The 17,968-nt window shown below is 43.0% G+C and carries 19 protein-coding genes and 1 other annotated feature; of the genes, 15 read left to right on the top strand and 4 right to left on the bottom strand.

Annotation, left to right across the window (positions count from 1 at the left end; genetic code table 11):
- Positions 1-10: 10 nt before the first annotated feature.
- From H7F25_RS11030 to H7F25_RS11015, 4 genes are all read left to right on the top strand, one after another.
- Entirely contained in the window at positions 11-2,395 is a 2,385-nt protein-coding gene (locus tag H7F25_RS11030) for an SF1B family DNA helicase RecD2 (RefSeq protein WP_133744249.1), read from the top strand.
- Between the two features lie 73 nt (positions 2,396-2,468).
- Positions 2,469-2,987 (top strand): PRC-barrel domain-containing protein, encoded by a 519-nt coding sequence (locus H7F25_RS11025; protein WP_185853723.1) that lies wholly within the window; start codon positions 2,469-2,471, stop codon positions 2,985-2,987.
- A gap of 13 nt (positions 2,988-3,000) precedes the next feature.
- Positions 3,001-3,192 carry a hypothetical protein gene (locus tag H7F25_RS11020; protein ID WP_003216308.1) on the top strand — a complete coding sequence of 64 codons (192 nt, stop codon included), beginning with the start codon at positions 3,001-3,003 and terminating at the stop codon, positions 3,190-3,192.
- A gap of 20 nt (positions 3,193-3,212) precedes the next feature.
- The gene (locus tag H7F25_RS11015) at positions 3,213-3,344 is read left to right on the top strand and encodes a YrzQ family protein (protein ID WP_003216198.1); all 132 of its coding nucleotides are present in this window, start codon (positions 3,213-3,215) and stop codon (positions 3,342-3,344) included.
- Positions 3,345-3,447: 103 nt separating this feature from the next.
- Here H7F25_RS11015 and H7F25_RS11010 read toward each other — a convergent pair whose 3' ends face one another.
- From H7F25_RS11010 to H7F25_RS10995, 4 genes are all read right to left on the bottom strand, one after another.
- Entirely contained in the window at positions 3,448-4,098 is a 651-nt protein-coding gene (locus tag H7F25_RS11010; protein WP_024427867.1) for an amino acid ABC transporter permease, read from the bottom strand.
- Between the two features lie 15 nt (positions 4,099-4,113).
- Positions 4,114-4,767, bottom strand: coding sequence for an amino acid ABC transporter permease (locus tag H7F25_RS11005; RefSeq protein ID WP_024423118.1), 654 nt, complete (start codon positions 4,765-4,767; stop codon positions 4,114-4,116).
- 79 nt (positions 4,768-4,846) lie between these two features.
- Complete coding sequence (locus H7F25_RS11000) at positions 4,847-5,656, bottom strand: transporter substrate-binding domain-containing protein (protein WP_281237027.1); 810 nt, start codon at positions 5,654-5,656, stop codon at positions 4,847-4,849.
- Positions 5,657-5,669: 13 nt separating this feature from the next.
- A complete protein-coding gene (locus tag H7F25_RS10995) occupies positions 5,670-6,398 on the bottom strand; it encodes an amino acid ABC transporter ATP-binding protein (RefSeq protein WP_024423116.1) in 729 nt (242 codons plus the stop codon).
- Positions 6,399-6,628: 230 nt separating this feature from the next.
- Here H7F25_RS10995 and H7F25_RS10990 point away from each other — a divergent pair, with 230 nt between their 5' ends.
- The 11 genes from H7F25_RS10990 to H7F25_RS10940 all read left to right on the top strand — a co-directional run bounded on the left by H7F25_RS10990 (position 6,629) and on the right by H7F25_RS10940 (position 17,951).
- On the top strand, positions 6,629-7,693 hold the full coding sequence (locus H7F25_RS10990; RefSeq protein ID WP_024423115.1) for an AI-2E family transporter: 1,065 nt from the start codon (positions 6,629-6,631) through the stop codon (positions 7,691-7,693).
- Between the two features lie 44 nt (positions 7,694-7,737).
- Positions 7,738-7,945: a binding site (T-box leader), on the top strand.
- An 80-nt stretch (positions 7,946-8,025) separates the two neighbouring features.
- The gene (alaS, locus tag H7F25_RS10985; RefSeq protein WP_185853721.1) at positions 8,026-10,662 is read left to right on the top strand and encodes an alanine--tRNA ligase; all 2,637 of its coding nucleotides are present in this window, start codon (positions 8,026-8,028) and stop codon (positions 10,660-10,662) included.
- 89 nt (positions 10,663-10,751) lie between these two features.
- Positions 10,752-11,018 (top strand): IreB family regulatory phosphoprotein, encoded by a 267-nt coding sequence (locus tag H7F25_RS10980; RefSeq protein ID WP_008358522.1) that lies wholly within the window; start codon positions 10,752-10,754, stop codon positions 11,016-11,018.
- Positions 11,019-11,021: 3 nt separating this feature from the next.
- The gene (ruvX, locus tag H7F25_RS10975) at positions 11,022-11,438 is read left to right on the top strand and encodes a Holliday junction resolvase RuvX (protein ID WP_025092420.1); all 417 of its coding nucleotides are present in this window, start codon (positions 11,022-11,024) and stop codon (positions 11,436-11,438) included.
- Positions 11,439-11,453: 15 nt separating this feature from the next.
- Entirely contained in the window at positions 11,454-11,735 is a 282-nt protein-coding gene (locus tag H7F25_RS10970) for a DUF1292 domain-containing protein (protein WP_024423112.1), read from the top strand.
- 154 nt (positions 11,736-11,889) lie between these two features.
- Positions 11,890-12,456, top strand: a complete 567-nt coding sequence (locus H7F25_RS10965; protein WP_041107025.1) for a biotin transporter BioY — start codon at positions 11,890-11,892, stop codon at positions 12,454-12,456.
- Positions 12,456-13,916, top strand: coding sequence for an acyl-CoA synthetase (locus tag H7F25_RS10960; RefSeq protein WP_185854542.1), 1,461 nt, complete (start codon positions 12,456-12,458; stop codon positions 13,914-13,916). Before H7F25_RS10965 ends, H7F25_RS10960 begins: the two co-directional genes overlap by 1 nt.
- The gene (locus tag H7F25_RS10955; RefSeq protein ID WP_044331711.1) at positions 13,904-14,992 is read left to right on the top strand and encodes an acetyl-CoA C-acyltransferase; all 1,089 of its coding nucleotides are present in this window, start codon (positions 13,904-13,906) and stop codon (positions 14,990-14,992) included. Before H7F25_RS10960 ends, H7F25_RS10955 begins: the two co-directional genes overlap by 13 nt.
- A gap of 73 nt (positions 14,993-15,065) precedes the next feature.
- Positions 15,066-16,148: an endolytic transglycosylase MltG gene (gene mltG, locus H7F25_RS10950; RefSeq protein WP_044331713.1), complete on the top strand. Its 1,083-nt coding sequence runs from the start codon at positions 15,066-15,068 to the stop codon at positions 16,146-16,148.
- 211 nt (positions 16,149-16,359) lie between these two features.
- Complete coding sequence (locus H7F25_RS10945) at positions 16,360-17,025, top strand: O-methyltransferase (RefSeq protein WP_024423109.1); 666 nt, start codon at positions 16,360-16,362, stop codon at positions 17,023-17,025.
- Positions 17,022-17,951: a peptidase U32 family protein gene (locus tag H7F25_RS10940; protein WP_034622436.1), complete on the top strand. Its 930-nt coding sequence runs from the start codon at positions 17,022-17,024 to the stop codon at positions 17,949-17,951. Before H7F25_RS10945 ends, H7F25_RS10940 begins: the two co-directional genes overlap by 4 nt.
- Positions 17,952-17,968 lie beyond the last annotated feature (17 nt).

Below are 17,968 nucleotides of genomic sequence, written 5' to 3'. Positions count from 1 at the left end.
GGGAAGACCTGTGCAGGAACATCCAGATCAAATGAAGCTTGAGGACGAACCGTTTTTAAAGGGGACCATTCAAGCCGTTATTTTCCATAATGAAAGTAATTTATACTCGGTGTTAAAGGTGAAAGTCATTGAAACATCGGAAAACTTAGAGGAAAAAACAGCATCTGTCACAGGCTACTTCCCAGCACTTCATGAGGAGGAAACCTACACCTTTTATGGCAAAGTGACAAGCCATCCGAAATTTGGTGAACAGTTTCAGGCGACTCATTTTCAAAAGGAAGTGCCGACAACGAAGCAAGGAATCATACATTATCTCTCAAGTGATTTATTTGAGGGGATAGGGAAAAAGACCGCTGAAGAAATCGTGGGGCAGCTTGGCAATCAGACGCTTCATAAGATTATGCGTGACCCAGCTGTTTTGTATGATGTACCGCGCTTATCAAAAAAGAAGGCGGATAAGCTTGCCGCAGCGCTTCAGGAGCATCAAGGGCTGGAACAAATCATGATCAGCCTGAATCAGTATGGCTTTGGTCCGCAGCTCAGCATGAAGATTTACCAAGTATACGAGAGTGAAACGCTGCAGAAAATCGAGGAAAATCCCTATCAGCTCGTTAAGGATGTTGAGGGAATCGGATTTATTAAGGCGGATGAGCTTGGGGCTAGAACAGGCATCTCAGGAAATGACCCAGAACGGATTCGCGCCGCCTTGCTATATACAGTGGAGACAGCCAGTCTACAGGACGGTCATACGTACATACAAACGAAAGATTTGATCGTCGAAACCCGCAAGCTGCTCAACCAAACCGGCAATGATTACAAAGTGACTGAAATGGATGTTGCCAATCAGATCATTGCACTTGGCGAAGGAAAAGAAATGATCATTGAAGATGACCGCTGCTATCATCCATCCTTATTTTATGCGGAGCAAAGTGTCGCCAAACGCATTCAAAAAATCGTCTCCCAAACAGAATATGCAGATCAATTTCCTGAATCAGAATTCCTGCTGGCACTTGGCGAGTTGGAGGAGCGGTTAGGCGTCCAATATGCACCGACACAAAAGGAAGCGATTCAAAAGGCACTCATGTCCCCGATGCTGCTTTTAACAGGCGGGCCTGGAACAGGGAAGACGACGGTCATTAAAGGAATTGTCGAGCTTTACAGTGATCTTCACGGTGTTTCTCTTGATCCGAGTGATTATAAAAAAGATGAATCCTTCCCATTTGTGCTTGCGGCACCAACTGGACGGGCGGCTAAACGGATGACAGAATCAACAGGGCTTCCAGCTGTCACCATTCACCGGCTGCTAGGCTGGAATGGTTCGGAGGGCTTCTCTCATGATGAGGAACAGCCGATTGAAGGCAAGCTTGTCATTATTGATGAATCAAGTATGCTGGATATTTGGCTGGCGAATCATTTGTTTAAAGCGATTCCTGATCATATCCAAGTGATTATGGTAGGGGATGAACATCAGCTGCCATCTGTCGGACCAGGCCAAGTTTTACGGGATTTACTTGCCTCAAAAGCCGTGCCGGCTGTTACCTTGACAGATATTTACCGGCAGGCAGACGGCTCAACCATTGTTGAACTTGCACATGATATGAAAAATGGTGTGCTGCCAAAGGATATCACTGCACGCTCAAAGGATCGGTCCTTCATTCAGTGTTCAGCCGATCAAATGAAAGAAGTCATTGAGAAAGTTGTCAGCAATGCTGCTCAAAAAGGGTTTTCGGCAAAGGATATTCAAGTGCTGGCACCGATGTATAAAGGAAAAGCAGGCATCAATGAGCTCAACAAAATGCTGCAGCACATTTTGAATCCTAAAAAACCAAAGGGCAGGGAAATCCCGTTTGGTGATGTGGTGTACCGGACAGGTGATAAGGTGCTTCAGCTTGTGAATCAGCCGGAGAACAACATTTTTAACGGCGATATCGGTGAAATTGTCTCGATTTTTTATGCAAAAGAAAATACAGAAAAAGAAGACATGGCTGTGATCTCCTTTGATGGAAATGAAATCACCTTTACAAAAAAAGATTTTCATCAATTTACACATGCTTATTGCTGCTCCATTCACAAATCACAAGGAAGTGAATTCCCGATTGTTGTGCTGCCAGTCGTGAGGAGCTACTACCGAATGCTTCGGCGGAATCTGCTGTACACAGCCATTACACGCAGTAAAAAGTTTTTAATACTGTGCGGCGAGGAATCAGCGCTGGAGTGGGGCGTGAAAAACAATGAGGATTCCCTCAGACAAACGTCCTTAACGATGCGGCTAGTGCAAACCGAACAAATCATGGATGCAGAACTTGAAGCGCTCCAAAAACAGCTTCCGTTTAGCGTACATGACGCAAATATTGGCATGGAGGGAATCACTCCGTTCGATTTTATGCATGAGTAGAAGGCTTCCATATGGAAGCCTTTTAGCGTGAAAAGAGTTTCTCCCATTCCGTTCATGGAAGCCATTTCTTCGTATGAGTCATGAAGCAAACGCACACGATAAGACTGTTCCGCAAAAGGTGGTTGAGCACATTTTGAGAACATGCCGAGAACTTGAAGGAATGACGATCTATACAGATGAGCTGTCCCAATCACTTGGTTCCATAAAAGATATTTGCTTTTTAGCCGGAGGCAGCTGCGGAGGATATGTGTTAGAGGGGAAAAAGAAAGACTGTGCCCTCATTCCATTCTCTGCTTTTGATCAGCTGACAGACAAAGGTTTATATGTGAGCTGCCAGGAGGGAATAGGCATGGATTCCTCTGCTCCATCCTTGTTATTTTCGAAATTAAAAAAGAAAATGATGCAGTCGCCTGATGGTGAAAATTTAGGCATTTTGGAAGATGTATACTTTTGCTCAAATTCGGGCACAATCGTAGCATATGAACTCTCGGACGGCTTCTTTACAGAGCTATCAGGGATTCGGAAACAGCTGCAGGCTGCCGGAACCTTGATGAACGTTCAAAAGGAAGCACTGGTTCTAAACCGAACGTAAAGAGGTGCTGATTATGCTCATTTGCCCAAATTGCAAATGTAAAGACATCGGAAAAATTGGGGTCAATCAATATTATTGCTGGGGCTGTTTTATTGAATTGACGCTGTCAAAAGGCAAAATATCTACACACCAAGTGGAGGAAGATGGGACACTAAGCAGCTTAGATGATCTGTTTAGTGACGATGAACGTTCAATTCAACTATAAGTGTTAAGGGGGAATTTCGAATGGGCAAAATGACTTCTTCACTATTAACGCTTGGTGCAGGTGCACTCGCATATCACTTTGCAAGCCGATATGATATGCCATCAAAGCGGGATATGAAAAAGCTAAGAAAACGTGTTATGAGAATGATGTAAACAAAAAGGGCTAAAATGATCTTCATTTTAGCCCTTTGTTTTTTTCAGCGTGATAGCCAGCCGGTCTATACGCTGAGGCATCCGCCAAAAGCGGATGTCCTTTTTATGCCTGCCTGTATTCTAATCGTCTTGCAAGAATGGATAAGCTGAAATTGACGACAAAATACATCATAGCCGCCAATAGGAAAATCGGCAGTAAATAGGATTGGCTTTGACCGTTTAATATTTGTGCGTGATGTAATAATTCTGGAAGCGCAATGACGACGGCAAGCGACGTATCTTTTAAAAGAGATATGAATTGACTGACAATTGGCGGCACCATTCGGCGCAGGGCCTGCGGCATAATAATCATTTTCAATGTTTGAATATAGGTTAAACCAGAAGACCTGGCTGCTTCGATCTGGCCCTTATCAATTGATTTAAGGCCGCTCCGAATAATTTCTGACAGCATCGCGGATTCAAACACGGTTAAAGCTGCAATGGCTGAGGCTGTGATGCTTAGCTTGATGCCGATTTCAGGCAATGCAAAATAAGTGAAAAAGATGATCAGCAAAAGCGGCAGGTTTCGAATGGTCTCTACAACTACCGCAAGCACCTTCGATAAAACCGGTATTTGAGCGAACCGTAATGTGCCAACGACTAATCCAATGATAAAGCTCAAAATGATGGAGATAAAAGCCACTTTTAAGGTGACAGCAAATCCTTCAAGTAAAAAGGCGAGATGATCAGGCTGGTAGGCACCTATAAAATCCATGATGTTTCCTCCTTTCTAGTGGCTTCTTGCTAATCTTCTTTCTAAATAACCAACACCTAAACTGAGCGGAATGGTTAATAGCAGATAGAACATCGCAACAAAGATGTAGACATCAAACGTCACAAATGTTCTAGATGCAATAAGGTCTCCTTGATACATAAGATCAAACCCTGCAATGACACCTAAAATCGAGGAGTTTTTGACAAGGTTAATAAATTGATTCCCAAGAGGGGGAATGACGATTTTAATCGCCTGCGGCAAAATGATATACCGCATCGTCCCGCCATATGACAGACCTGAGGCGCGGGCTGCTTCCATTTGTCCAAGCGGTACAGCTTGTATCCCTGCACGAATGGCTTCAGCAATAAAGGCAGACGTATAAATGGCAAGAGCAATCGTACCAGCAGTAAAGCCATCTGCTACAATACCCAGCACCGGTAAACCAAAGAAGAAAACAAAGGTGATCAATAATAACGGAATATTCCGAATAAATTCAACATAAGCCGTTCCGAACCAGTTGAGCGGCCTAAATGGCGCAATTCTCATAATGGCAATGAGTGTACCGATCAAAAAGCTTCCAATCAGAGCAATGACACTTGCACCAATGGTATATTTAAAGCCTTCTAAATAAAGATGAACATTTTCAGTGAGAATGGAAAACCGCAGCAATCAGTTCACTTCCTTCCTGATCAACAGGGGAGCCTTTGAGCGGCTCACCTGAGGCATTGATATCTTGACGAATCAAATGCTATTCTTTGATCCATTTTTTAAGAATCTTGTCATACTCTCCATTGTCTTTTAACGTTTTTAAGGCTTTATTGATCGCATCTGTTAATTCTTGATCTCCTTTTTTCACAGCAATGCCATAAGGCTCATCTGTAAAGGTGCCGCCGACCACTTCATAATTTGAATCTTCATCTGCCATACCAAATAAGATCGCATTATCAGTTGTCAGCACTTGCCCTTGGTTTGATTTTAATGCTGTAAAAGCCTCCTGATAGTTCTCAAATTCTAATACGGATGCTTCAGGTGCTTTCTCGCGGATATTTTGAGAAGAAGTAGATCCTTTCACGGCCAGCACCTTCGTTCCTTTTTTAAGATCATCAATGGATTGAATGTCGCTTCCTTTTTTCACAAGCAGTGATTGTCCTGCTTCAAAGTAAACATCTGAGAAATTGACTTCTTTTTTACGCTCTTCTGTAATTGTCATAGTCGCAACAATTGCATGGATATCCCCTTTTTGAAGCAAAGGAATTCTTGTTTTAGATGTCACTTCCTTAAATTCTGCTTTTCCTTCATCGCCGAGTATTTCCTTTGTGATGGCTTTTGCAATGTCAATATCAAATCCTTCAATATCACCGCTGCTCGGATTTTTTAGACCGAATAAACGTGTGTCATTTTTTACACCGAAAATGATTTTTTTGTCTTTCTTAATGGCTTCTAAAGAACTTCCTTGTTTTGCATCAGTTGCCCCTTTTTCAGTAGATCCACAAGCAGCCAAAGCGGCGATGCAGCAAGTCATAAAGAGCAGCAGGCCAAAGCGTTTCATTTTTTTCATCAAACCATTCCCCCTAGTGATTTAATATACGGCTTAAAAATAATTGAGCACGTTTCTCTTGCGGTTTTTCATAAAATGCAGCCGGTGTTGATTCTTCAAGAATTCTGCCTTCATCAATAAAGACAATGCGGTCAGCCACTTCGCGGGCAAAGCCCATTTCATGTGTGACGACAACCATGGTCATGCCTTCACGAGCCAGCTGCTTCATCACATCTAATACCTCGCCGATCATCTCTGGATCAAGTGCAGATGTCGGTTCGTCGAAAAGCATCACCTCCGGCTTCATCGCAAGCCCTCTTGCAATGGCAACGCGCTGCTGCTGTCCGCCCGAGAGTCGTGAAGGGTAGGTGTCTGCCTTTTCAGGAATGCCGACTTTATTTAAATAAAATTCAGCTGTTTCCTTTGCTTCTTCCTTGCTCACTTTTTTGACCTTCATCGGCGCAAGCATAATGTTTTCAAGCACCGTCTTATGCGGATAGAGGTGAAAATGCTGAAAGACCATTCCGATATTTTGCCTGACAAGATTGATGTTGGTCTTCGGATGCTGAACAGACACTTGGTTGACGAGAACTTTTCCCGCATCAATGCTTTCAAGACGATTGATACACCTGAGCATCGTGCTTTTACCAGACCCTGAAGGACCGATGATCACAACAACCTCCCCTTTTTGAATATGTAGGTTAATGTCCTTAAGTACATGGAACTGGCCATAATGCTTGTTGACTTCTTCGAATGTGATCATGAAGAACCTCCTCTTGTGTTTCATTGGCTAAAGCTAAAGTGGATTCTAGCACAACTTGTGCAAAAAGAAGTAAATAATGGAATATTTTATGACGAGATTTTACAGCAAACAGTGACTTTGGATGGAGCTGTATGTTTCATGTGTATTCATTTTTAACAAAGTTAGGACAAATTTTATTTACGTGGATAATTGCAGAAGATGGTTAAACAATAAGAAAAGAGGTGAAAAAGGTGAAGAAACGTCCGATCCAATTTCTGATATATGCTGCAGGGGTTCTGCTTGTCCTTGCATCCTTGCTCATTTTACTGCAGCTCGACGAGTTATGGATGCCTGTTTTTTTATTGCTGAAGGCGGTTCTCATTCCGCTTCTCATCGCTATTTTTATTTCTTATCTGCTTTATCCGATTGTGGAAAGACTGCATGCACGAGGGCTGCCGAGAACAGTCAGTCTCTTACTCATCTATGTCCTGTTTTTTGGCGGGATTGGTTTTGCGGTATATAAAGGAGCGCCTGTTATGATTGCACAGTTAAATGAGCTGTCAGAACAAATTCCTGTCATCGCTGAAACGTATAATGGCGCTTTATCACATATTCATCATCATACGAGCCACTGGCCTGACGGACTTCATGACCGCTTGGACCGCTTCATTGTTCAATCGGAGACATATGCAGCCAATAGCGCTGAGCGGATGATTCTTAGCTGTAAAGTTTTATTTGATTACGCATTAGTCGCTGCACTTATTCCTTTTCTTGTTTTTTATATGGTAAAAGACATGAATACGATGAAACGGGCGGCATGGTATTTAACGCCGCCGTCATTTAGGAAGAGGGGGCATGCCTTTGTCAAAGCAGTGGATGAATCGCTTGGTGATTATATTCGAGGGCAGCTGCTTGTCTGTTCTTTAATCGGGGGTGCAGCAGCCATTGTGCTCTGGCTTTTTCATATCCCGTATCCGCTCGTTCTTGGCATGCTGATAGGAGCAACGAACGTGATTCCGTATTTTGGACCGATAATTGGCGCAGTTCCTGCCATCTTTATTGCGTTTACCATCTCAGTGAAATCGGTCATCATCGTATTGATCACAGTAGCGGTGCTGCAATTTTTAGAGAGCAATGTCCTCAGCCCGATCATTGTAGGACGAAGTCTTCATATGCATCCTGTCGTCATTATGCTTGTCTTGCTTGCAGGAGGGGAGCTGTTTGGCTTAATTGGGATGATTTTAGCCGTTCCAGCAGCTGCGATTATCAGGGTGATCATTGTGCAATATATCCTGATGAGACGAAGCGTTCATTGACAAGACGAGCCGAGTTGTCTATAATAATTTCGATTCATACATATTGAAATTCAATGACGGACCCGAGTACGTTAAAAAGCTGTTGCAGAGAGAGGCTTTATTTGCTGAGAAAAGCCTTATCAGACCTTTAACGGAAGCTAGTCCCGAGTGCAGATAAACACTGCCGCTCTCTTCCGGCGTTATCGGATGTGAAGGTGATAGACGAATGTGTCTATAATCAGGGTGGTACCGCGAGAACATCTCGTCCCTGTGTAAGTCGTTTTGTGCTTGCATAGGGCGGGATGTTTTTTCGTTTGTGTGGAGATTGATGAATGATAAGGGAGGATTTTTGAATGAAAACTTTAACTTCAGCTCAAGTACGTCAAATGTTTTTAGACTTTTTTAAAGAAAAAGGACATGCTGTAGAACCGAGTGCGTCACTTGTACCGCATGACGATCCGACACTTTTATGGATCAACAGTGGGGTGGCAACATTAAAAAAATACTTTGATGGCCGCGTCGTACCTGACAATCCGCGTATTTGCAACGCGCAAAAATCGATTCGTACGAATGATATTGAAAATGTAGGGAAGACAGCACGTCATCACACGTTCTTTGAAATGCTTGGCAACTTCTCTATCGGTGATTATTTTAAAGAAGAGGCCATTGAATGGGCGTGGGAATTCCTCACAAGTGAAGAGTGGATTGGCTTTGATCCGAATTTGTTATCTGTGACAGTCCACCCAGAGGACGAAGAAGCATATATCCTTTGGAGAGATAAAATTGGTGTGCCTGAAGAACGTATTATCCGTCTTGAAGGCAACTTCTGGGATATTGGCGAGGGCCCAAGCGGACCGAATACAGAAATTTTCTATGACCGCGGTGAATCATACGGTGACGACATGAACGATCCAGAACTATATCCAGGCGGAGAAAACGAGCGTTATCTAGAAGTATGGAATCTCGTGTTCTCTGAATTCAACCATAATCCAGATGGATCATACACCCCACTGCCGAAGAAAAACATTGATACAGGGATGGGCCTTGAACGAATGGTATCTGTCATTCAAAATGTGCCAACGAACTTCGATACAGACCTTTTCATGCCGATTATTCGTGCAGTCGAAACCATTTCTGGAGAAAGCTATGGTTTGGCGAAGGAAAAAGATACAGCATTTAAAGTCATTGCTGACCATATCCGGACAGTTGCCTTTGCTGTAAGTGACGGTGCGCTTCCTTCCAATGAAGGCCGCGGATATGTATTAAGACGTTTGCTGCGCCGAGCTGTGCGTTATGCAAAAACGATCCATATCCACCGTCCGTTTATGTATGATTTAGTGCCAGTTGTTGCTGAGATCATGAAGGATTTCTACCCAGATGTACAAGCAAAAGAAGAATTTATTGCGAAAGTCATCAAAAACGAAGAGGAACGTTTCCACGAAACACTGAACGAAGGGTTAGCTATTTTGTCAGAAGTGATCAAAAAAGAAAGAGACAAAGGCAGCTCACAGATTTCAGGTGAAGATGTATTTAAGCTGTATGACACGTATGGATTCCCTGTCGAGCTGACAGAAGAATACGCAGAAGATGAAAACATGACAGTTGATCGAGAAGGCTTCCAAGCGGAAATGGAGAAGCAGCGTGAACGGGCAAGAAATGCGAGACAAGATGTCGGCAGTATGCAGGTTCAAGGCGGCGCTTTAGGCGATATTAAAGTGGAAAGTACCTTTGTTGGCTACGAAAATTTAACTGCGGAAACTCGCATTATCGAATTGCTTCAAAATGGTGAACTTGTCTCTGAAGCACATGAAGGAGACACGGTGCAAATCTTGTTAGATGAAACGCCTTTCTATGCGGAAAGCGGCGGACAAGTAGCGGATAAAGGAACACTAAAAAGTGCAGAAGCCATCATTGAGATCAAAGATGTGAAAAAAGCGCCAAACGGTCAGCATGTCCATGAAGGAGTCGTTGTAAGCGGTACGGCTCAAAAAGGTCTCGAGGTCACTGCAGAAGTGGAATCGGCTCTTCGAAAAGGGATTGTCAAAAACCATACAGCGACACACCTTCTGCATCAGGCGCTCAAAGATGTATTAGGAAGCCACGTAAACCAAGCAGGTTCATTGGTAAATGAAAACAGACTTCGCTTTGATTTCTCTCACTTTGGACAAGTGACGAAAGAAGAATTGTCTCAAATTGAAAAAATCGTCAACGAAAAAATTTGGGAAGGTATCTCTGTTGCCATTGACTTGAAACCAATTGCTGAAGCAAAAGAAATGGGTGCAATGGCGCTCTTTGGCGAGAAGTATGGCGATATTGTCCGTGTTGTCCAAGTGGGCGATTACAGCATCGAGCTATGCGGCGGCTGTCACGTGCAAAACACTGCGGAAATCGGTTTGTTTAAAATTGCATCTGAGTCGGGTATTGGTGCTGGAACACGCCGTATTGAAGCTGTGACTGGTAAAGGCGCTTATGAAGAATTAAATGACCAGCTGGCGATTTTAGAACAGGCAGCAAGTGAGCTGAAGTCAAATACGAAGGATGTACCAAAACGGATTGCTTCATTACAGGCAGATTTAAAAGAGGCTCAAAGAGAAAACGAATCTCTCCTTGGGAAATTAAGCCAAGCAGAAGCTGGCTCTATTTTAGAGAAAGTGACAGAAGTTGGCGGAGTGAAAGTATTAACTGAAAAAGTAAATGCTAAAGACATGAACCATTTAAGAACAATGGTTGATGACTTAAAAGTTAAATTAGGATCAGCTGTCATCGTCCTTGGAGCCGTTCAAAACGGAAAAGTAAACATTTCAGCAGGAGTAACAAAAGACGTGATCGAAAAAGGTCTGCATGCAGGGAAGCTTGTGAAGCAGGCAGCTGAAATCTGCGGCGGAGGCGGAGGCGGACGTCCAGACATGGCACAAGCAGGCGGAAAACAACCAGAAAAGCTTGAAGAAGCACTGGCAACTGTCGAAGAATCTGTCAAATCCGTTTTATAATCAGGCAATGTAGTGTAGAATAATGGTATTAGATGAGCGGTTAGAAAAAAGCTTGCTAGTAGAATGTTGGAAGAGAGGTGCAAGAAGCAGTGAGTTCATTTGATAAGACAATGAAGTTTAACTTCTCTGATGATTCAGCTGAAACCAATGTGAATGAAGTGCTCATTACAGTTCATGACGCACTCCAAGAAAAAGGATACAACCCGATCAATCAAATTGTCGGATACTTGCTGTCAGGCGACCCTGCTTATATTCCAAGACATCAGGATGCACGCAACCTAATTCGTAAACTAGAACGAGACGAATTAATTGAGGAATTGGTTAAATCGTACTTAGAGACACATAAAGAGGCGTAAAACATGAGAATTTTGGGCTTAGATTTAGGCACGAAAACCCTTGGTGTTGCGATCAGTGATGAAATGGGATGGACAGCGCAAGGGGTTGAAACAATTAAAATTGATGAAGCAGGCGGAGACTTTGGTCTCAGCCGCCTGTCTGAGATCATAGCGGAATACGGAGCGGATAAAATTGTACTTGGCTTTCCAAAAAATATGAACGGTACGGTCGGTCCTAGAGGCGAAGCCAGCCAATCATTTGCGAAAGTGCTAGAAAACACGTACAATGTTCCTGTTGTGCTTTGGGACGAGCGTCTGTCAACAATGGCAGCGGAAAAAATGCTCATCTCTGCAGATGTGAGCAGACAAAAGCGTAAAAAAGTCATTGATAAAATGGCGGCTGTCATGATCCTGCAAGGATATTTAGACAGCTTAAATTAAAATGAGGTGAATCAAATGGAACACGGAGAAAAGCAAATTACAATCGTTGATGATAATGGAAATGAACAGCTTTGCGAAGTACTATTTACTTTTGAAAGCGACCATTTTAACAAATCGTATGTCCTTTACTACCCAATTTCTGAACAAGACAATGAGGAAATTGAAATTCATGCATCAAGCTTTACACCGAATGAAGACGGTGAAGATGGCGAGCTAGAGCCGATTGAAACAGATGAAGAATGGGACATGATTGAAGAAACGTTAAATACGTTCTTAGATCAAGAAGACGAAGAATAGAACAAATAAAAGGCCTGTGAACAGATCTTCTTGATCTTTCTTCACAGGTCTTTTTTTACGATCAATATGTTAACTTAATTTTATTTTATGTTGACATAATGAATTGTACCTTTTACTCTGTTTTTAACAATAAATTGAGTGAGGGGCATGGAGATTGAAAATACAAGATATGATGCAAATAGCGTTAATGACAGCGGTCATCGGGATGTTAGGCTTGATCCCGCCGATTTTACTTACATTTACACCTGTACCGATTACATTGCAAACCGCAGGTCTTTTGCTTGCTGGGGGGCTGTTAAAGCCAAAACAAGCACTGATCAGTTTATGTCTTTTTCTTTTGGTTGTGGCAGCAGGCGCACCTCTTTTGTCAGGCGGGAGAGGCGGGATAGGGGTCTTCTTTGGTCCAAGCGGTGGTTTTCTTCTTGCTTATCCTGTTGCTGCCTTCATGATCAGCTTATGGGTGAACCGGCTGAAAAAAGTAACCGCACTGCGTCTTTTTGTGATCTATGCGGTTTGCAGTATTGTGATTTTGTATATGTGCGGCATCCCCTTTCAAGCCATGATGATGCATATTAAGGTGTCGCAGGCCGCTTTCCTTAGTTTGATTTATCTTCCAGGTGATCTCATCAAAGCGGGAATGTGTGCTGTCTTTACGGTTAAAATCATACAGGCCATGTCATATCGAAAAAGGGATCTGCATAAAGGGAGGCGTGCGGTTTGATCAGAATAACGGAAAGCTATGCAGTACATGCAGAAATGAAACCAGATCAGATTGCCATCATAGATGAGCAAGAAAGCATTACATATCAAGATTGGTACGAACGTGTACAGAGATCAGCGCAGTGGTTACAAGGAACGGCTCATCAGCAAAAAAGAATCGCTTTTTTATTATCAAATGGTGCTTCTTTTTTGCAACTATTTGCGGGCGCTGCTTGTGCAGGGTGGACAGCCGTTCCGCTTGATCCGAGATGGAGTCATGAAGAATGTGTTGAAAAGCTCTTGTTAAGTGAGGCGGATCTCGCCATTATAGAGGATCGATTGATGAAAAGATTTGAACAAAGCAGCGTAGACATACCGATTATTTCTTTATCTGAATGGAAGGAAAGAATGAGCCTTCTCACAGACAGTCCAGATAACAGCTGCGATACCGAGAAGGATCCTGTCTTTTATATGGGATTTACGTCAGGATCAACAGGCTCACCGAAAGCCTTTATTAGGCGTCAGCAGTCTTGGATCGAGAGCTTTCGAATGACCACCGCTTCATTTGGAATCACTCATCAAGATCATGCTCTTATATTAGGTACACTTTTATCCTCTCACTTTTTATATGGTGCCATCAGTACATTATACTTTGGCGGCACAGTGACGCTTTTAGAAAAATTTGTGCCAGTAAAAGCGAAGAAAGCCTTAGAGACAGGTGATATCACCGTGATGTATACTGTCCCAACAATGACAGAAACGTTACTGCAAATCGAAGCTTTTAGAGAAGACAATCCGCTTCTTGTCATGTCATCGGGAGCAGATTGGAGCAGCTCTTCAAAAGAACAGCTCGTCACCAATTATCCACATGTCACTTTTTTTGATTTTTATGGCACATCAGAGTTAAGTTTTGTCTCTTATTTGTCTTCAAATGACTTTATGCAAAAACCTTCTTCTGTTGGACGGCCTTTCTCCTCCATTCAAGTAGAAGTAAGGCGGCCTGATCAATCTGTCTGCCAGCCAAATGAAACAGGGAGGATTTATGTGAAGAGCCCAATGACGTTTTCAGGTTACTTGCATGAGCAGAAACCGCCGGAGGAGTGGCTGACAGTTTACGATATGGGATGGCTGGATGAAGACGGTTATCTGTATATGAGCGGTCGTGAGAATGGCATGATTGTCTATGGAGGACTGAATATTTTCCCAGAGGAAATTGAGCGTGTGCTAAATGAACAGCCAGAGGTAAAACGGTCGATTGTGGTTGGCGTTCCTGACCCATATTGGGGTGAAATCCCTGTTGCCATACTGGAGCAAGAGCCGCAAATAAAGGCGGTTCGACAAGCTGTTAAAGAAAAGCTGGCGGCCTACAAGGTACCAAAAAAATGGCTTGTGATTGATCAAATGATTGAAACATCCGGCGGAAAAATAGCCCGCGCGAGCATGAAAAAGTGGGCGGAGGAGCAATTGTCATGCAAGCAGTGATCGTAGAAGCAAAACGAACACCCTTCGGTGACAAAAATGGGATGCTGAAAAATTATCGCCCAGAGCAATTAGCCGCTCCCCTTATTCGGCATTTGTCTCAGATCATGACACCGGATGACGTCATATTAGGCAATGTCGTCGGAGGCGGTGGAAATATGGCCCGTCTGTCCTCATTAGAAGCAGGTCTTCCTTTACACGTTCCTGGTATGACAATTGACAGGCAGTGTGCCTCTGGTCTTGAAGCGATCCGAACAGCTTGCGTCATGGTTCAATCGGGGGAGGGCACGATGTATATCGCTGGCGGGACTGAGAGCATTTCCAGCTCACCAATGAAAGAGAGAGCACGCTTTTCACCGGAGCGGATAGGAGATCCGCATATGGGAGAAGCAGCAGAGCTGACCGCGTCGGCATTTTCTGTCACGAGAAAAGAACAAGATGACTATGCCCTTTTAAGCTGGGAAAGAAGTTTAGCGGCATTCACACATGGTACATATTCAGAAGAAATCGTTTCGATTGACGGGATGAACATAGATGAAGCGGCTGCTAAAATAAGACCGATGGCAAAGCTGATCAAGCGGGCAAAGCCTGTATTTTTACCGGGAAAAGGAACTGTGACCGCCGCCAATAGCTGTAAGGAAGCAGACGGAGCAGCCGCCGTCGCTGTGATGGAAAGATCGCTAGCGGAAGCAAGTGGATATAAGGTGATGCTACGGTATGCCGGAAGTGCTGTGACAGCGATACATCCTCATTTTCCAGCTGCTTCACCAATTGATGCGATCAAGAAGCTTTTACATCAAGAGAACATCAAGGCAGAGGAAGTGGCGCTATTTGAAATCAATGAAGCGTTTGCGCTGAAACCAGCACTTATTGCCCGGACGCTGGGTATACCATATGAGCGGATCAATAGAAGAGGTGGTGCACTTTGTCTTGGGCATCCTTACAGCGCGTCAGGAGCTGCTATGATGGTGAGATTATTTTATGAAGGGCGCGCCTTACCGAATGGAAGCTATGTCATGGCTGCTATTGGAAGTGGTGGCGGCATTGGTTTAGCCGTGTTATGTCAAGTTCTGTCATGACATGCATAAGCAAGGAATTGCCGAACTCCGTCGAATCATGTACTATAAAAGCTAGATGTGAGGAGGGCCATGCATGTTTTCAGAACAAAAGAAACGACCATTCTTCAAGAGAAAAATGGGGATCGTCCTGTTATCTGTCCTTGCTGTCATCATCATTGCAGCATTATCAGGCTTTTTATATGTTAAATCAGCACTCGGACCGGTCGATCAAAAAAGCAAACAAACCATTAATATTCATATTCCAAATGGGACATCTGTCCGCGAAATTGCGGGCATTTTAAAAGAAAATGGGCTCATTTCGAATGACACGATTTTCACTTATTATGCAAAATACAAAAAGGCGTCCGGCTTTAAAGCGGGATATTTCCATTTAAAACAAACAATGGACGCAGACACGCTGATCAAAAAGCTGACATCTGGCGGGACAGATTACGCCTTTCAGCTTGTGATTCCAGAGGGAAGACAGCTGTCTGATATTGCAGCCATTATTGCAAATCAGACGAATTTTTCAGCGAAGGAAGTTGAAGCGAAGCTGGATGATCCTGCTTTTATTCAAACGTTAATGAAAAAATATCCGAAAACCGTGACATCACAGGTGAATGGAAAACAGGTGAAACATCCGTTGGAGGGTTATTTATTCCCTGCTACGTATCCATTTTATCGTGAGGATGAATCGCTCGAAATGATCATTGAAACGATGATTAAACAAACAGATCAATACGTGAAAACGTATGAAAAAGACATGAAAAAGAGAAACATGTCCATACATGATGTGTTAACAATGGCTTCACTGATTGAAATGGAAGCAACAGAAAAGACAGATCGGGCAAAAATCTCAAGTGTATTCTATAACCGGTTGAAAAAAGACATGCCGCTTCAAACTGATCCAACCGTTCTTTATGCACTTGGTGAGCATAAATCCCGCGTTTATTACAAAGACCTAAAAGTGAAATCTCCTTATAACACGTATAACAACAAAGGGCTGCCGCCTGGACCTATTGCAAATGCGGGTGAATCCTCTTGGAAAGCCGCACTGCATCCAGAGAAAACGGATTACGTTTACTTCCTTGCGAAGAAAAATGGAGAAGTCGTATTTACGAAAACGTTAAATGAGCATAATAAAGCAAAAGCGAAATACATCACAGGCAGCAATTAATGGACAAGTGAATCGAAAAAGACTGTAGACAATACGAGATTGCCTGCAGTTTTTTTCGTTGGCATCTCCATTTTATAGGTTCGCAATTGCTACTTCTTTGTGGTAAAATATATCGGGTTGTTTTTACTTAGATGAACGAAAGATTGACGAGAAAGAGAGCTGCAATAGGCAGGACTCTTCTTTTTCAGGTCATGAAGGAGCTAGACAGATAATGACTATCGAAGATGATCGAATAAATGATTATATTGAACATTTAATTCACCCAAGTCCTGATGCAATCGCTCAATTAGAGATCTATGCAAAAGAGCATCATGTACCAATTATGGAAAAGGTGAGCATCGAGCTTTTATTGCAGCTGCTTTCGATGAAACAGCCGAAGAAAATTCTGGAGGTTGGGACAGCGATTGGCTATTCCGCTATTCGAATGGCAACAGCTCTTCCAGATGCTGAGATTTATACGATTGAGCGAAATGCAAAGCGCTATGAAGAAGCAACACGGAACATTGAGGAATTAAAGTTAAAAGAAAGAATACACGTGTTTTTTGGTGATGCGATGGAATCGGCTAAAACGGTCCAAACGATGGCGCCCTATGATGTGATCTTTATTGATGCCGCAAAAGGGCAGTACAAGCGTTTCTTTGAATTGTTTGAACCGATGCTCGCTCACGACGGAATGATTATCACAGACAATGTATTATTTAAAGGCTTAGTGGCAACGAATTATGAAGAAGAAATTGAAGATAAACGAAAAAAACAATTAATTGGAAAAATTGATCGATACAATCAATGGCTCATGTCAAACCCTGATTTCCAAACGTGCATTATTCCAGTTGGAGACGGGATCGCCATTAGTACAAAAAGAGGTGACCAATCATGAAGAAACCAGAATTGCTTGTGACGCCAAGCAGCGTGTCAGACGTACTGCCATTAATTGAGGCAGGAGCTGATGCATTCTTAATAGGCGAACAAACATACGGTATTCGTCTTGCAGGTGAGTTTTCAAGAGAAGATGTGAAACAAACGGCTCTGCTTGCACATGCCCATCACAAAAAAGTGTATGTAGCGATGAATGCGATTTTTCATAATGACCGCGTGCAGCTGCTTGGAGATTATTTAACCTTTCTCGATTCATTAAGCGTGGACGGCGTCGTCTTTGGAGACCCAGCCGTGATCATGGCAGCAAAGGAAACAGGAGTGAACCTGAATCTTCACTGGAGTACAGAAACGACTGGGACAAACTATTACACTTGTAACTACTGGGGCAGAAAAGGCGCATCGCGTGCTGTTCTTGCAAAAGAGCTGAATATGGACAGTGTGATCGACATCAAAGAAAATGCTGAAGTGGAGATTGAAATTCAAGTCCATGGCATGACATGTATGTTTCAATCGAAACGTACGCTCATCGGCAACTACTTTGAATACCAGGGCAAACAAATGGATGTCGTAGGCAGAAACATGGAGGAAGGGCTATTCCTGCATGACCAAGAGCGTCAAAACAAATATCCTATTTTCGAGGATGCAAACGGAACACATATTATGAGTCCAAATGATGTGTGTATGATTGACGAATTAGAAGAGTTTGTTGACGCAGGCATTGACTCATTTAAAATTGACGGAATTTTAAAGTCACTTTCTTATATGACAGAGGTGACATCACTTTATAGAAAAGCAATTGATTTACTAACGACTGACAAAGACGCGTATGAAGATCAGAAAGAGGACTGGGTGAAGCGGATTGAAGAGATTCAGCCAGTGAATCGTTCGATTGATACAGGATTCTTCTTTAAAGAAACGGTTTATTAAGATAAGAGGAGGCAGAG

The sequence above is a fragment of the Bacillus sp. PAMC28571 genome (genome assembly GCF_014250435.1).
Taxonomy (GTDB): domain Bacteria; phylum Bacillota; class Bacilli; order Bacillales; family Bacillaceae; genus Bacillus; species Bacillus safensis.
The sequence above is the reverse complement of the archived record's forward strand: the minus strand, read 5'-3'. Positions and strand labels throughout refer to the sequence as shown.

Excerpts from the sequence above, each read along its gene's own strand:
- H7F25_RS11025 (WP_185853723.1), top strand. The coding sequence starts at position 2,469 with ATGAGTCATGAAGCAAACGCACACGATAAGACTGTTCCGCAAAAGGTG.
- H7F25_RS11020 (WP_003216308.1), top strand. The coding sequence starts at position 3,001 with ATGCTCATTTGCCCAAATTGCAAATGTAAAGACATCGGAAAAATTGGG.
- H7F25_RS11015 (WP_003216198.1), top strand. The coding sequence starts at position 3,213 with ATGGGCAAAATGACTTCTTCACTATTAACGCTTGGTGCAGGTGCACTC.
- H7F25_RS11010 (WP_024427867.1), bottom strand. The coding sequence starts at position 4,098 with ATGGATTTTATAGGTGCCTACCAGCCTGATCATCTCGCCTTTTTACTT.
- H7F25_RS11000 (WP_281237027.1), bottom strand. The coding sequence starts at position 5,656 with ATGAAAAAAATGAAACGCTTTGGCCTGCTGCTCTTTATGACTTGCTGC.
- H7F25_RS10995 (WP_024423116.1), bottom strand. The coding sequence starts at position 6,398 with ATGATCACATTCGAAGAAGTCAACAAGCATTATGGCCAGTTCCATGTA.
- alaS (WP_185853721.1), top strand. The coding sequence starts at position 8,026 with ATGAAAACTTTAACTTCAGCTCAAGTACGTCAAATGTTTTTAGACTTT.
- ruvX (WP_025092420.1), top strand. The coding sequence starts at position 11,022 with ATGAGAATTTTGGGCTTAGATTTAGGCACGAAAACCCTTGGTGTTGCG.
- H7F25_RS10970 (WP_024423112.1), top strand. The coding sequence starts at position 11,454 with ATGGAACACGGAGAAAAGCAAATTACAATCGTTGATGATAATGGAAAT.
- H7F25_RS10955 (WP_044331711.1), top strand. The coding sequence starts at position 13,904 with ATGCAAGCAGTGATCGTAGAAGCAAAACGAACACCCTTCGGTGACAAA.
- mltG (WP_044331713.1), top strand. The coding sequence starts at position 15,066 with ATGTTTTCAGAACAAAAGAAACGACCATTCTTCAAGAGAAAAATGGGG.
- H7F25_RS10945 (WP_024423109.1), top strand. The coding sequence starts at position 16,360 with ATGACTATCGAAGATGATCGAATAAATGATTATATTGAACATTTAATT.
- H7F25_RS10940 (WP_034622436.1), top strand. The coding sequence starts at position 17,022 with ATGAAGAAACCAGAATTGCTTGTGACGCCAAGCAGCGTGTCAGACGTA.